General features: G+C 63.6%; 13 protein-coding genes and 1 pseudogene. 7 read left to right on the top strand and 7 right to left on the bottom strand.

Annotation, left to right across the window (positions count from 1 at the left end; all coding sequences use genetic code 11):
• Positions 1 to 27 precede the first annotated feature (27 nt).
• Positions 28 to 1,425, top strand: coding sequence for a purine-cytosine permease family protein (locus DM373_RS22935; RefSeq protein WP_110995757.1), 1,398 nt, complete (start codon positions 28 to 30; stop codon positions 1,423 to 1,425).
• Positions 1,426 to 1,878: 453 nt separating this feature from the next.
• Positions 1,879 to 3,186 carry a phosphate ABC transporter substrate-binding/OmpA family protein gene (locus tag DM373_RS22930; RefSeq protein ID WP_110995756.1) on the top strand — a complete coding sequence of 436 codons (1,308 nt, stop codon included), beginning with the start codon at positions 1,879 to 1,881 and terminating at the stop codon, positions 3,184 to 3,186.
• A 3-nt stretch (positions 3,187 to 3,189) separates the two neighbouring features.
• Here DM373_RS22930 and DM373_RS22925 read toward each other — a convergent pair whose 3' ends face one another.
• Together DM373_RS22925 and DM373_RS22920 are read right to left on the bottom strand one after the other, a co-directional pair.
• Positions 3,190 to 4,524: an ATP-binding protein gene (locus tag DM373_RS22925; protein WP_110995755.1), complete on the bottom strand. Its 1,335-nt coding sequence runs from the start codon at positions 4,522 to 4,524 to the stop codon at positions 3,190 to 3,192.
• Entirely contained in the window at positions 4,521 to 5,228 is a 708-nt protein-coding gene (locus tag DM373_RS22920) for a response regulator (protein ID WP_208642826.1), read from the bottom strand. The genes DM373_RS22925 and DM373_RS22920 overlap by 4 nt, the downstream gene beginning before the upstream one ends.
• 158 nt (positions 5,229 to 5,386) lie before the next feature.
• Between DM373_RS22920 and DM373_RS22915 the strand changes: the two genes are divergently transcribed.
• The 3 genes from DM373_RS22915 to DM373_RS22905 all read left to right on the top strand — a co-directional run bounded on the left by DM373_RS22915 (position 5,387) and on the right by DM373_RS22905 (position 7,499).
• Complete coding sequence (locus DM373_RS22915; protein ID WP_110995753.1) at positions 5,387 to 5,695, top strand: hypothetical protein; 309 nt, start codon at positions 5,387 to 5,389, stop codon at positions 5,693 to 5,695.
• Positions 5,692 to 6,351: a DUF3313 domain-containing protein gene (locus DM373_RS22910; protein WP_110995752.1), complete on the top strand. Its 660-nt coding sequence runs from the start codon at positions 5,692 to 5,694 to the stop codon at positions 6,349 to 6,351. Before DM373_RS22915 ends, DM373_RS22910 begins: the two co-directional genes overlap by 4 nt.
• Before the next feature lie 158 nt (positions 6,352 to 6,509).
• Positions 6,510 to 7,499, top strand: a complete 990-nt coding sequence (locus DM373_RS22905) for a TerC family protein (protein WP_110995751.1) — start codon at positions 6,510 to 6,512, stop codon at positions 7,497 to 7,499.
• A gap of 126 nt (positions 7,500 to 7,625) precedes the next feature.
• On the opposite strand, the gene DM373_RS22900 is transcribed toward DM373_RS22905, so the two are convergent.
• Complete coding sequence (locus tag DM373_RS22900) at positions 7,626 to 7,919, bottom strand: DUF1330 domain-containing protein (RefSeq protein ID WP_110995750.1); 294 nt, start codon at positions 7,917 to 7,919, stop codon at positions 7,626 to 7,628.
• 78 nt (positions 7,920 to 7,997) lie between these two features.
• Here DM373_RS22900 and ribBA point away from each other — a divergent pair, with 78 nt between their 5' ends.
• Positions 7,998 to 9,119 (top strand): bifunctional 3,4-dihydroxy-2-butanone-4-phosphate synthase/GTP cyclohydrolase II, encoded by a 1,122-nt coding sequence (ribBA, locus tag DM373_RS22895; protein WP_110995749.1) that lies wholly within the window; start codon positions 7,998 to 8,000, stop codon positions 9,117 to 9,119.
• Between the two features lie 127 nt (positions 9,120 to 9,246).
• Positions 9,247 to 9,353: pseudogene (locus tag DM373_RS28995) on the top strand (transposase); the annotation flags it as partial.
• A 10-nt stretch (positions 9,354 to 9,363) separates the two neighbouring features.
• Here the strand turns inward: DM373_RS28995 and DM373_RS22890 are convergent.
• From DM373_RS22890 to DM373_RS22875, 4 genes are all read right to left on the bottom strand, one after another.
• Complete coding sequence (locus DM373_RS22890; protein ID WP_110995748.1) at positions 9,364 to 11,556, bottom strand: lipase family protein; 2,193 nt, start codon at positions 11,554 to 11,556, stop codon at positions 9,364 to 9,366.
• 6 nt (positions 11,557 to 11,562) lie between these two features.
• Positions 11,563 to 12,336 (bottom strand): hypothetical protein, encoded by a 774-nt coding sequence (locus DM373_RS22885; protein ID WP_110995747.1) that lies wholly within the window; start codon positions 12,334 to 12,336, stop codon positions 11,563 to 11,565.
• Position 12,337: 1 nt separating this feature from the next.
• A complete protein-coding gene (locus tag DM373_RS22880; RefSeq protein ID WP_110995746.1) occupies positions 12,338 to 13,162 on the bottom strand; it encodes a DUF4123 domain-containing protein in 825 nt (274 codons plus the stop codon).
• Positions 13,159 to 13,719: bacteriophage T4 gp5 trimerisation domain-containing protein (locus DM373_RS22875; RefSeq protein WP_425272608.1), on the bottom strand; the 561-nt coding region annotated here is incomplete at its 5' end. The genes DM373_RS22880 and DM373_RS22875, both read right to left, overlap by 4 nt.

Raw genomic sequence — 13,719 nt, 5'->3', positions numbered from 1 at the left:
AAAAACAACGAAGCGGAGCCCTCCCCGATGTCCAGCAAACCTGTGATCGAGCGGCGCTCGATCGACTACATCCCCGAAGCCGAACGCCATGGACGCGTCTACAGCCAGTTCACCCTGTGGCTGGGTGCCAACCTGCAGATTACCGCTATCGTCACCGGCGCCCTGGCCGTGGTGCTCGGCGGCGATGTGTTCTGGTCGCTGATCGGCCTGTTCATCGGCCAACTGATCGGCGGCGCGGTGATGGCCCTGCATGCCGCCCAGGGCCCGCGCCTGGGGCTGCCGCAGATGATCTCCAGCCGCGTACAGTTCGGGGTCTACGGCGCCGCCATCCCCATGGTGCTGGTGTGCCTGATGTACATGGGCTTCACCGCCACCGGCACGGTGCTGTCCGGCCAGGCCATCGGCCAATTGCTCAGCGTCAGCGACAGCACCGGCATCCTGCTGTTCGCCGGGGTGATCGTGCTGGCGACCCTGGCTGGCTACCGGGTGATTCACTGGATCGGCCGAGTGGCCAGCGTGCTGGGCATCATCGCCTTCGTCTATCTGTTCAGCCGCATCCTGATGCTGGCCGACATCAGCGAGCTCCTCGCCAACCGCCATTTCAGCTGGGCCACCTTCCTGCTCGCGGTCTCTCTGGCGGCGTCCTGGCAGATCGCCTTCGGCCCCTATGTGGCCGACTATTCGCGCTACCTGCCCAGCAACACCTCGCCCCTCAAGACGTTCCTCGCCGCAGGCCTGGGTTCGGTGATCGGCGCCCAGGCGTCGATGGTCCTGGGGGTGTTCGCCGTCGCCATCGCCGGCGGGCAGTTCTCCGGGCGTGAAGTGGCCTACATCGTCGGCCTGGGCGGCGCCGGCACCACGGCGGCGCTGCTGTACTTCTGCATCGCGTTCGGCAAGGTGACCATCTCTACGCTCAACAGCTACGGCAGCTTCATGTGCATCGCCACGATCATCAGCGGTTTTCGTGGCCACCTGTCGATCAGCCGCGCCCAACGCCTGGTGTTCGTGCTGGCTATCGTCGGCGCCGCCACGCTGGTCGCCCTGCTCGGCCAGCACTCGTTCCTCACGGCGTTCAAGTCGTTCATCCTGTTCCTGCTGACCTTCTTCGTGCCCTGGAGCGCGGTGAACCTGGTGGATTACTACTTCATCACCAAGGAACGCTACGACATCCCGGCACTGGCCGACCCCAACGGCCGCTATGGCCGCTGGAACTGGCCGGGGATCGGCGTGTACACCTTCGGCGTGCTGGTGCAGATGCCGTTCATCGACACCAAGCTGTACACCGGGCCCATGGTCGCGCACCTGGGCGGCGTGGATGTGTCCTGGCTGATCGGGCTGGTGGTGCCGAGCGTGCTGTATTACTGCGTCGCCCGGCGCCGGGCCAGCGAAGCGCCGAGCCACATCATCGTGCCTGAGGCGCGTTGATTTGGCGGGAAGTTCGGTGAGGGCCACCAAGGGCTCGCCGAAGTTTTTGCAGCGCCCATGAGATCGAGCGCCGCCCGCGCGGCGCTTCGCGGGTAAACCCGCTCCCACAGTCTGTTTCGGGCCAATTATTCCTGGGAAAGTACCGGCGCCTGCCTTGGTGCATGCCTTGAGTCATGTGGGGCGGCGGCAACGCCCATGATGAAACCGCGTCGTACCAACAAGGCGGACCAGGTGATGGCACAGGAGAGACTGGCCCGAAACAAACTGTGGGAGCGGCGGTTCGCCGCTGCGATTTACCCGCGAAGCGCCGCGCGGGCGGCGCTCGATCTCATAGGCGCTGCAAACCTGTCGCCATACACTCGAAGGCATAAAAAGTCAGCTGCCGCCCCTGTCATCCAACAGTCACGCCACTGTCGTAATCTGCGGCGCAACTCTGTGCCAAAGGTCCCCGGCATGCACCGCCTGCTCCCCCTTCTGCTCTGCCTGATCCCCGCGCTGACCATGGCCGAGCCCGTGCAACTGCGCATCCAGGGCTCCAACACCATCGGCGCCGCACTGGCCCCGGCGCTGGTGCGCGGGCTGCTGCAGGCGCAAGGCGCCAGTGCGATCGACAGCCAGCCCGGCGCGGCAGCCAACGAGACCCTGATCCGCGCCCAGAGCCGCAACGGACAGCCGCTGCGCATCGACATCGCCGCCCACGGTTCGAGCACCGGCTTCGCCGCCCTGGCCCGGGGCGACGCCGACCTGGCCGCCGCCTCGCGGCCGATCAGCGACCGCGAAGCGCAGCAACTGCAAGCCTTGGGCGACCTGCGCGTGGCCGGTTCGGAACAAGTGATCGGCCTCGATGGTGTGGCGGTTATCGTCCACCCCGACAATCCGTTGGCGCAGTTGACCACCGTGCAACTGGCGCAGATCTTCTCTGGCCAGCTCTCACGCTGGGAGCAGTTGGGGGTGCCCGGCGGCGCTATCCACCTGTACGCCCGCGACGACCGCTCGGGCACCTTCGAAACCTTCAAGGCGCTGGTGCTCGACCCACGCCACGGCGAACTGTCGGCCCAGGCCCGGCGCTTCGAATCTGCCGAGGCCTTGGCCGAACAGGTCAAGGCCGACCGCCAGGCCATCGGTTTCAGCGGTCTGGCCACGGTGCACGGGGCCAAGGTACTGGCGGTGGCCGACGGCGATGCCGCCGCCCTGCCACCCAGCCGCGCGCTGGTAGCCAGCGAGGACTACCCGCTGTCGCGGCGCCTGTTCTTCTACCTGCCGGCCAACGCGATCCCCCAGGCCCGGGCCCTGGCCGAGTTCGCCCAGAGCCCCGCCGGCCAGGCCATCGTCGCCGAGCAGGGCTTCGTCTCGCAGCAGATCAAAGCACTGCCGGTGCCGGCGCAAGCGGACATGCCAGTGCGCTACTTAAGCCTTGCGCGCGAAGCCAACCGCCTGACGGTCAACTTTCGTTTCCAGGAGGGCAGCGCCGGCCTCGACAACAAGGCCCTGCGCGATGTGCAGCGGGTCGGCGACTACCTGCGCCAGGCCGGTAAGTTGCAGCGCAAGGCGGTCTTGGTGGGCTTTGGCGACCCCAAGGAAACCCCGGGGCGCGCCGCCCTGCTCTCGCGCCTGCGGGCCATGGCGGTACGCCGCGAACTGGCGCGCCAGGGCGTGGAGGTCAAGGAAGTGACCGGCATGGGCGACGAACTGCCGGTCGCGGGCAACGACCTGGAACAGGGGCGCTTGCGCAACCGCCGGGTCGAGGTCTGGGTGTACTGAGCTTCAGCGGTAGTCCGGCAATTCGATCCGGGCCACCAGCCCCGCACCCCGGCGGTTATGCAAGGTCAGTTCGCCACCCTGCTCGCGTACCATCGCCCGCGCCGCCGACAAGCCGAGCCCGACGCCGCCGGTATGCCGGTTGCGTGAGCCTTCCAGGCGGAAGAACGGCTCGAACACCTGCTGCAGTGCCGCTTCGGGGATGCCCGGTCCCTCATCGCTGATCTCGATCAGCACCCGATGGGCCTCACGGCTCAGGGCGATGCGCGGGGTGCGCGCATACTTGATCGCGTTCTCCAGCAGGTTGACCACCACCCGCTTGAGCGCCAACGGCCGGCCCCAATGCACCAGGTGTGCGGGGCCGCTGAAGTCGACATCGATGTGCTGGTCGCAGTAATCGTCGAGGATGGTCTGCAACAGCTCGGACAGATCGAACACTGTCGCCTGCTCCAGCTGCGTGCCTTCGCGGAAGAACGCCAGGGCAGCGTTGATCATCGATTGCATCTCGTCGACATCGCGCACCAGCTTGCGCTGGTGCTCCAGGTCCTCCATGAACTCGCTGCGCAGGCGCAGGCGCGTCAGGGGGGCCCGCAGGTCATGGGAGATGGCCGCGAGCATCTGGGTGCGCTCGCGCACAAAGTGCTGGATCTGCGCCTGCATGGTGTTGAACGCGACGATGGCCTGGCGGATCTCCTGCGGCCCCTCGATGTCGATCGGCGGGGCCTGCAGGTCGCCGCCGAAACGGCGCGCGGCGCTGGCGAAGCGCTGCAGCGGGTTGGCCAGTTGCCGCGTGGCCAGCCAGGCCACCAGCAGCGTGGCGATCAGCCCCAGGCCGAGGATCACCGCAATCCGCGCCGGCGCGCTGAGCCCCCAGCTGCGCTCAGGCGGGACGAACGACAGCCAGCTGCCATCGGCCAGGCGCACCAGTGCGCCGTAATGCGCCTCGGCGCTGCCCGCTGGCCAATCCGAAGGGTTGAACGCCTCGATCGTCCGGCCCTGCCCCAGTAATGGCCGCAGCGCCGGGATCCGCTCGGCCTCCACCGGCATGCCCGCAGCAGGCAGCTCGAGTGCTTCACGCTGGCCGCTCCAGGTCACCTGCAAGGTCGGGTTGCTCGCCGCCTGCGCCAGTTGCCCGCGCAAGGGTACCGGCGCCGCTTCCAGCAGGCGCGTGGTCACGGCAATCTGTTCGAGCAGGCCGGTGCGCTCGATCGGCGGGCGCGCCCAGATGCCTGCCACCTGGACGAACAGCGCATTGAGCGCCAGCGACGCCAGCATGGCGGCGAAGATGGTCAGGGCGATCCGCCAGCGCAGGGTATCGCGTCGCAACAACCGGCCGATCATGACCGGGTGACCTTGGCAGTGAACAGGTAGCCGCCATTGCGCACGGTGCGGATCAAGTCCGGCCGCTTGCTGTCCGGCTCGATCTTGCGCCGCAGCCGGCTGACCTGCACATCGATGCTGCGGTCGAAGGCCTCATGCCCCTGGCCACGGGTCAGGTCGATCAGTTGCTCGCGGGTGAGGATGCGCTGCGGGTGCTCGAGGAACACCACCAGCAGGTCGAACTCGGCGCCAGACAACGGGATCATCACCTGCTCGGGCGAGCGCAGCTCGCGGCAGGTGACATCCAGCTGCCAGCCGGCGAAGCCGATCAGCGGCCGCACGGCCTCGGCACGGGGCAACTGGCCGCCGGCCCGGCGCTGTACGGCGCGCAGGCGGGCGAGCAGCTCACGCGGGTCGAAGGGTTTGGTCAGGTAGTCGTCGGCGCCCAGTTCCAGGCCGACGATACGGTCGCTCAGCTCGGCCATGGCGGTGAGCATGACGATCGGGATGCCGGTCTGGGCACGGACCTTCTGGCACAGGCTCAGGCCGCCCTCGCCCGGCAGCATCAGGTCGAGGATGATGATGTCCGGGGTTTGCCGGGCAATGGCCGCCCACATGGCCTGGCCGTCGGCGGCCAACTCGACCTCGTAGGCATGCTGCATGAAGAACTGCTTCAGCAGGGCCAGGATTTCCACGTCGTCGTCGACGATCAGCAGTCTGCTCACGGTCACAGGGTCCAGAAAAAGGGCGTATCTAAAACCATTGCGCGGCTGCGGTCATTTATTTCAACCGCGTAACATTTCTACAGTGTGGACATCACGCCGACATTCGCCGGCAAACAACCTGGGGCACCCTGCTGGCCTTCGACCACCAGGGGGCACCGATGAACCTCTCGCACCACAGCACCAGCACCGAGGGCCCTGCCCTGATCCTCAACCAGCGCACCAGCACCCGTGGCGACGGCGCAGCCCTGACCATCCAGCAGGCGAGCCTTGAACTGGGCGAGCACAATGGCCAGATCGTCCTGCGGCGCTACTTCGAACATTACAGCCCGGCGCACGGCGAATGGGTGGAATACAGCCATACGGTGACGGCGAACGAACTCATCCACTGGATGATGGCCAAGGGGCAACTGCACATCGAGCATTCGCCACAGGGCCCGGCGAACGACGCAGCCGGAGGCCAGCCATGAAGCACATGCCTGCCCGTGCCGTACTGCTGACCTGCGTATTGGGCCTGTCTGCGTGCAGCAGCAAGACACCGCCGCCTGCCGGCTTCCTGCCGGACTACAGCGTGCTGAGCCCGCACCCGACGCCTTCGGGCGGCACCGCCCTGACCTGGGTCGACCCGAAACTGCCGCGCGGCCGCTATATCCAGGTGTACCTCGCACCGAGCCGGCTCTACCCCGCGCCCGCGCCGACCGCACGCATCCCACAGAGTACGCTGGCCAACATCACCGGCTACTACGACGCGGCACTGCGCAACGAGCTGGGCAAGGTCATGACCGTGGTCGAGCGCCCAGGCCCGAACACCCTGGTGATCAGGCCGGTCATCAGCCGGATCGACGCCCATACCCAAGGTTTGCACTTCTATGAATGGCTGCCGATCACCCTGGTGGCGGCCGGGGTAAGCAGCGTTGCGGGCTGGCGAGACCTGGACAGTGAAATTGCCAGCGAGCTGCGTTTCGAGGCGGGCACCAGCGGCAGGCTGATCGGTGCAGCGGTGCTCACCGGGACTGGCGTGCCGCTGGAAAACGACCGCCAGCAGATGACCGCCGACAACGTAAAGGCCGTGCTCGATGGCTGGGCCAGCGATGTGCGCCAGGCGTATGCCGTCAAACATCGGTGATCGAATTGGCTGGAAAAGAAATGTAACAGCCTTGCCATCGGCATCCACGGCATTCAGGGCTAGCCTCAAGAGCATGTGATGCCGGGCCCCTCTGACGGTTTGCGCCGCCATGTCGGAATCACTGTTGCCTGGCAACGTCGACAAGCAAGGAGGGGCTCATGACAGCTCTGCATGCATTTCTCGTTAACCCATTCCTCGGTACCAGCACCTGGTTGTGGCTGGTGTTCATCGCGATCGTCATCGCCTTGCTCGTGCTTGACCTGGGTGTGCTGCACCGCCAGGAACGCGAGATCGAAATGCGCGAAAGCCTACTGCTGTATTCCGGCTATTTCAGTGTCGGCGTGCTGTTCGGCGTGTGGGTATGGCACGAGCTGGGCGCGCAGTCGGCGCTGGAGTTCTACACCGGCTTCCTGGTGGAACAATCGCTGTCGATGGACAACGTGTTCGTCATGGCGATGATCTTCAGCTTCTTCGCCATCCCCCGCCGCTACCAGCACCGCGTGCTGTTCTGGGGCATCCTCGGAGTGGTGGTGTTGCGGGCGATCATGATCGGCGTGGGCGCGGCACTGGTGCAGCACTTTGCCTGGGTGCTGTACATCTTCGGCGCCTTCCTGCTGTTTACCGGGGTGAAGATGGCGCTATCGAAGGACGACAGCCACCCGGACCTGGCCAACAACCCGGTGCTGCGTTTCGTGCGTCGGCACATGCGGGTTACCGAACAGATCCACGGCCCGCGCTTCTTCGTGCGGCTTACCCCACCCGGGGAGCAACAGGCCCTGCGCTACGCCACACCGCTGTTCCTCGCCCTGGTGCTGATCGAACTGGCCGACCTGGTGTTTGCCGTCGACAGCGTGCCGGCGATCTTCGCCATCACCCAGGACCCTTTCATCGTCTACACCTCGAACATCTTCGCCATCCTCGGCCTGCGCTCGCTGTATTTCGCCCTGGCGGCGCTGATGCACCGCTTCGTCTACCTCAAGTACGCACTGGCGATGGTGCTGATCTTCATCGGCTGCAAGATCTTCTGGCACGGGCTGGTCGGCAAGGTGCCGGCGGGGGTGTCGCTGGGGGTGACGTTCGGGCTGTTGCTGGGCGGGGTGCTGTTGTCGCTGCTGCGCACTCGCGGGCAGGCGAAAGAAGACGCGTGAATGGGGCCGCCTTGCGGCCCTTCGCGGGTAAACCCGCTCCCACGTTATCCCTGTGGGAGCGGCGGTGCGCCGATGCGATTTACCCGCGAAGGGCTGCGAAGCAGCCCCAGTACCCCAGCTCAAGCATCAGGGCTCAACCCCCTCGACAATGATCACCTCCGCCTTCGCCACCCCCTGGCGGTGGCGGCAAGCCTCCTGGTACAGGTCCGAGCGATAACACGCCAGCGCCTGCTCATACGAATCGAACTCGATCACCACGCTACGCTGAGGAGTGGGCCGCCCCTCCATCGCCTCGCTGCGCCCGCCACGGGCAAGAAAGCGCCCACCGAAAGCAACGAACGCCGCCGGGGCGCGCTGGGTGTACTGCTGGTACTGCTGCGGGTCGCTGACGTCCACATGGGCGATCCAGTAGGCCTTCATCCGTCGTACTCCTGCTTCAGTGATATTTATGTATGATGGTATACCATAATAATCACCCCATCACCGTGAGCGTGCAACATGGCATTCAACAGCATCGAAGAACTCCTCGAGGACTACCGCCAGGGCAAGATGGTCCTGCTGGTGGATGACGAAGACCGCGAAAACGAGGGCGACCTGCTGATCGCCGCCGAGCGTTGCGACGCCCAGGCCATCAACTTCATGGCCCGTGAGGCGCGTGGCCTGATCTGCCTGACCCTCACCGACGAACACTGCCAACGCCTGGGCCTCGAGCAGATGGTGCCGGCCAACGGCAGCGTGTTCAGCACCGCCTTCACCGTGTCGATCGAGGCCGCCAGCGGCGTCACCACCGGCATCTCCGCCGCCGACCGGGCCCGTACCGTGGCCGCCGCCATGGCCCCCGATGCCCGCCCGGAAGACCTGGTGCAGCCCGGCCACATCTTCCCCCTGCGTGCCCGTGAAGGCGGCGTGCTGACCCGCGCCGGCCATACCGAGGCCGGCTGCGACCTGGCACGCCTTGCCGGTTTCTCCCCGGCCTCGGTGATCGTCGAAGTGCTCAACGACGACGGCACCATGGCCCGGCGCCCGGACCTGGAAGTGTTCGCCGCCCGTCACGGGATCAAGATCGGTACCATCGCCGACCTGATCCACTACCGCCTCAGCACCGAGCAGACCATCAAGCGCATCGGTGAGCGCGAACTGCCCACCGTGCACGGCACTTTCCGCCTGGTCACCTATGAGGACCGCATCGAAGGCGGTGTGCACATGGCCATGGTCATGGGCGACATTCGCCGCGAGCAGCCGACGCTGGTGCGCGTGCATGTGATCGACCCGCTGCGTGACCTGGTCGGTGCCGAGTATGCAGGGCCCGCCAACTGGACCCTGTGGGCGGCGCTGCAGAGGGTGGCCGCGGAAGGCGCCGGGGTGGTGGTGATCCTCGCCAACCATGAGTCTTCCCAGGCGCTGCTGGAGCGAGTACCGCAGCTGACGCAGCCGCTGCGCCCCTACCAGCGCGGCCAGTCGAAGGTGTATTCGGAAGTCGGCACCGGCGCGCAGATCCTGCAGGACCTCGGCGTGGGCAAGCTGCGCCACCTGGGACCGCCGCTGAAGTATGCGGGTTTGGCGGGCTATGAGCTGGAGGTGGTGCAGAGCATTGCGTTCGAGCCTGGGATGGTTGGCTGATTCAACCCTTGTGTAACAGCGCGGACCCTGTGGGAGCTGGCTTGCCAGCGATTGCGTCAAGCCTTTGAATTGCGAGCAAGACAGTTGCTCCCACTTGATTCAGGCTTGTGCGGTTGCTGGAAGCCGACAAGGGATCAACAACCGGATAAAGGTGATCAAGCGCATGGCCTATGGTTACTGGGACAGCGAATTCCATTCCTGAAGATCAGGAATGACGTTCCCGGTAATCCGTGAGGAACCTTTTTCATATCAAGTTCAGAGGGTCATTCGGATCGCTGTCGGCATCGAGCATGGCTAAGATCTCGTCGAAGGACACTTTGATTACCGGTGGCTCGCTTGGGGGAAGTTCGGCGGGGGCCATGGCAAGCTGCTCTTCGCGGTTGTTCACGTCATGGGCGTGCCAACGGGCCAAGAGGGTTTCGAGTTCGGGGTGGTTGGCGAGCGAGCCGTAGACCTGGGCTGCGGTGACGGTGGTGGTAGCGAGCGCAGAGAGTCGCGTCAGGGTGGCTTCGAGTCGGCGGCGTTCCTCATGCATGATTTGCAGACGATTTTCATGTTGGCGACGGTGTGGGTCCGCTTGCTTGATCGACGCCTGCATGCGCTGGATCTGTTCATCGAATGAAACCAGCATTGCGCGGATCAGCGACAACTCACGACGGGTGACAGGGGGCGTGTTGGCCTTCAGCACCTCCTGATGGCGGCGCAACGCGGCCCAGCAGGCGGGAATGTAGGCCACCATGAAATGGTCGCCGACCCGAAACAACTGATCCATGAAGGCCATGCGTTCGGGCAGGCCGGACTCGTGCCGCAGCATGCGGTTGCACAGCGCTTGCTCGGTGATGGTGCTGCAGCCGGGCGTCCACAACACGGCGGATTGACGACCAGGCGCGAAGGGAATGCTCATGAAATGGCGCAATTCGCCGTGGTGCTCGTAGGACTCGGCCAGTTCGAAACCGAGGCTGGTGAGGACCGTCTTCACGCCCAGGGGCGCTTGCATATGGGCCTGCGCGATATCCTGCCGGACCCGCTCGAAGGGCCGGTGCATCCAGCTGGCGGGCACACTGGGGACTGGGTCGTTGTCGTTGACTATGCGGTGATGAATCAGGTCGGCGGCGCCTTGCATGAAGGTGGCGTCGCCGGCGCGAGGGGCGCCGTAGGTGTAGAGCTGGATGTCGATGCCTTCCCTTGCGCGGCGAAGCATTTCTGCCAGCAGAAGCGCAACAGCGCCGCCCAAGCTATGACCGCAGATGACTATCTGCTGGTCGGTGTAGAACCTCGCCAGGTAGTCCTCTACAAATGAGTAGGCTTGTAACGCGGACTCGTAGAACCCTCGGTGAACTCGTCCCTTACCCTCATTGAACTCAACCTGTAGCACATCCATATCTCGAAGCAAATCGGCCATGAATTCGCTGGTACCGCGAACCGCTATCAAGATCTGATCAGGTGTATGGACGGCAAATGCCTGAGTGTCCGTTGCGTTGAACCTATTCCGGTCATCGAGCCAATGAATATTGGCTGGATGCTCCTGACGGGCGCCACGTTCAGGATCGTTGTCGGCATACAACTCGGGATCGAAGGGAGCGATCTCCCATCGCTGCGAATAAGGTACCTCTTCGTAGATTGGGTAAAACGCTTGGGCAAGCTTCGTATCGACCCGCCAGATTTCTCTGAATGTACTCAAAGATTCGCCAAACCAGTTTCCAATACTGGGCTCATGGGGAAAGCTGACCGCTGATGCCCTGACAGGATGTTCATCCGGCTCTTGCCCAAACGGCGAATAGCTCAACGTGGCCATGAGTGCCAGTTGATACATGTTCAACACGCAAAAACCTGGATCCTTGGATAGCACCAGCCGCAAAGCGCGCAAGGGACGAACCTCAAGCACCGTATGTCGGTTGGGCCTTAGGCACACACCGTGGGCACCATGCCCACGCATGAGTTTCTTGGCATGTTCTTCAGGAGGGAAATTAGATTTCGTGGCTGGAGGTAGATGGCAGTTGTATCGAACCAAATCGCGGACCTCTACCTGGTGAAAGTGGTCGCACACAGCTTGAGCGGGGTTATCCTCGGTTCGGGAACCATCCTCATGTTTAAATCGCGTATTTTCTGCGCGAATCTGTAATTCCGTGAGCCTCAGAGGGTAGGCTTTTCGATTAGTCAGCCGCGTATATATGTCATCAAAACCGACATACGCTGCAAGCAACGTCACAACCAATCCTCCACTGTAGTGTTCCGAAACGACAGCACTCCCATCAACATCTAGCACACCTTGATAGATCATCCCCTCTCGATCGACTGCTTCAAAGCTCAGTCCCGCATAAGACTTTCCATGCCCAAATTCATCGACCAGCTGAAAGCTGGTACGACAGTTTTGTACAGGGCAGGAGAACATTTTTGAATTAATAGGAGAAGAAATCTCATCATAAAGCTCTTTCATAATGCTTTACTCCTTGCAGCCTGGGTAGATTGTGCAAGTCTCGCCATTCGGCCCGGTAAAGTGACTAAAGTCTGTGACGTTTCCCCGACAGAAGCCGTAGGGGTCGTCAAACCCTTTCCCCATACACCGCTTCCATCCATTGGGAAACTCAACCCACGTGTCCCCATCACCTGGTGTGTCCTTATCAAGTACACGAACATTCATCCTTATCGTCTTGCCCGGCAATTGATCCAGCGTATAAATCGCGAAAGGCTTTCCCTTGCCGCGCTCGCCTCGATCAACGTCCTTATTGCAGAGAAGCTTCTTGTTGATATCTCGATTCTTACCGTTAGTCCTAAACATCCACTGGCACTGCCCGTAAAACGTGTCGCCCTCTTTCGCCTTAAACTTTCGCGTATATTTATCCTCAAGCTCGGCATAAAACTTCAATCCTGCAAAATCGTAACTCTGAGCCCGCCTCGCCTCTGCCCATCGCGCAAAGATCTTTATATCGATCTCATCAACAACCATCCGGCAACCCTTGATGAGGGTTCTTATATCAACTTTTATTTCCGGTTTATATTCACCCAGCCAAGGCCGGTTGTACTCCGGCATGGTCCGCCGCCAGTCTGTGACCGTACAGTTCGTGCCCGGCTCCGGCTTGTAAAGCACACCGGCCCAATAAGAAAAGTTCGGCGGCAATTCCCCCACCAACGTGAACGTATTCGATTGCCAATTGAAACAGCTGGTCTGCAACAATGCAGCCGTTACAACAACTGCTCGCTTTCTCCAATAGTTCACTTCATCTCCTCCCTTGCTCTAATGGCGCAATCCGTCGCATCCGCTGAAAATGTGCCTCGGGCGTTTCCTCCGGCCACCGCGCCCACTCCTCCCCGACCCTGAACCCCGGTGAACGCAGACTGCTGAGCAACAGGAACTCCAACTGCGCAGACGTCTCCCATCCCCAGGCCTTGGCCTGTTCCAGCTGCCGTCCAAGCCAGGCCTCGTGGTCCTGTTCGCTCGCCAGTTGCAGATAGCGTTCGTAGTCATGCCGGACCAAGTAGCGGTCAGCATTCACCAACAGCGTCACCTCGGCGGCAGGTGCCGGCACTCGCAGCCAGGCCGGCTCGGAGGGCACGGGGTAACTACCGGGAGCCGGGTTGTCCGCGACCCGCCAGGCATCCGTTTGCCAGTAACAGAGGCTGATGGTCGGCCCGAGGTAAGCGGGCAGTTCAGCCGGAGCCAGCACATCCAAGGCACGCGCCAGTACGCGGTTGTCGTGAAAGCGGTACAGCCCAGGGCCGACCATCAGCCGCGCCCGCCAGTGGCTGAGCCAGGCCTCCCAATCGCCTGGGGCTATGCTCGCCAGCCAACCCCAGTGGGTCTGTGGCGCCGAGAGGTCCGCGCCCGCCAACCGCAGCTCGCCATCGCCCACCCGGAACGCGGTGGGGCCCGCGCTGGCCAGTTGGGCTGCCGGTGTCTGGCTGTAAAGGGCGCTCCAGCGGTCGCTGCCCAAGGCAGCCATCAGCTCGTGACGGGTCTCTGCCTCGCCACCCAGCAGCAGCACGACCTCGCGCCCCAGGGCACGCTGTGCGGCCGTCCATTGCCAAAGGTCATGGCCGCTCATCGGGCACCTCCTGCCGGCAGACACTGGCCATTGGCGCAGGCCTCGCAAAGCGGGCAAAAGTCCTGGTTGGACTGCTTGCTAGCGCCCACCAACGCCAGCATCACCGGCGCCACCACCTTGGGTAACGCGGCCAATGCCTGGCTGCCAACCAGCTCAGGCGGGAGTGGTGCTATCGACTGGTTGACCGCCGGCGTGCCCCCCACCTGGATCGGGCTGCTGGCAAAAATGCCGGCGCTGTTGATCACCAGGTGCTGCCCGCCGACCTTGAGGCTGATGCTGGCCCCGCCTTCCACCACCACCTCGCCGTCCGCCGACACCTGCACCTGGCGCCCGGCGTGCTGCACCAGCACCGTACCTACGCGGGTCTGGCTGCCCTGCTCGACCACCAGGTGGTCACTGGCCCGCACCAGCACCTTGCGCTCGCCGCTCACACTGCGTTGCTCGTCGGCCTCCACCGTGACCAGGCTGTCGCCCCTGACCAGTAGCTGGCGGTGGCCGCCGATCTGCACGTGGCTGTCGTTGACCACCAGCTGCTTGAAGTCGCGCTGGGCGCGCAG

Source organism: Pseudomonas sichuanensis (assembly GCF_003231305.1).
In the GTDB taxonomy this organism is placed as follows: domain Bacteria; phylum Pseudomonadota; class Gammaproteobacteria; order Pseudomonadales; family Pseudomonadaceae; genus Aquipseudomonas; species Aquipseudomonas sichuanensis.
The sequence above is the reverse complement of the archived record's forward strand: the minus strand, read 5'-3'. Positions and strand labels throughout refer to the sequence as shown.

Coding starts and splice junctions, on each gene's coding strand:
- DM373_RS22915 (WP_110995753.1), top strand. CDS start 5,387: ATGAACCTCTCGCACCACAGCACCAGCACCGAGGGCCCTGCCCTGATC.
- DM373_RS22910 (WP_110995752.1), top strand. CDS start 5,692: ATGAAGCACATGCCTGCCCGTGCCGTACTGCTGACCTGCGTATTGGGC.
- DM373_RS22905 (WP_110995751.1), top strand. CDS start 6,510: ATGACAGCTCTGCATGCATTTCTCGTTAACCCATTCCTCGGTACCAGC.
- DM373_RS22900 (WP_110995750.1), bottom strand. CDS start 7,919: ATGAAGGCCTACTGGATCGCCCATGTGGACGTCAGCGACCCGCAGCAG.
- DM373_RS22890 (WP_110995748.1), bottom strand. CDS start 11,556: ATGAAAGAGCTTTATGATGAGATTTCTTCTCCTATTAATTCAAAAATG.
- ribBA (WP_110995749.1), top strand. CDS start 7,998: ATGGCATTCAACAGCATCGAAGAACTCCTCGAGGACTACCGCCAGGGC.
- DM373_RS22880 (WP_110995746.1), bottom strand. CDS start 13,162: ATGAGCGGCCATGACCTTTGGCAATGGACGGCCGCACAGCGTGCCCTG.
- DM373_RS22935 (WP_110995757.1), top strand. CDS start 28: ATGTCCAGCAAACCTGTGATCGAGCGGCGCTCGATCGACTACATCCCC.
- DM373_RS22925 (WP_110995755.1), bottom strand. CDS start 4,524: ATGATCGGCCGGTTGTTGCGACGCGATACCCTGCGCTGGCGGATCGCC.
- DM373_RS22930 (WP_110995756.1), top strand. CDS start 1,879: ATGCACCGCCTGCTCCCCCTTCTGCTCTGCCTGATCCCCGCGCTGACC.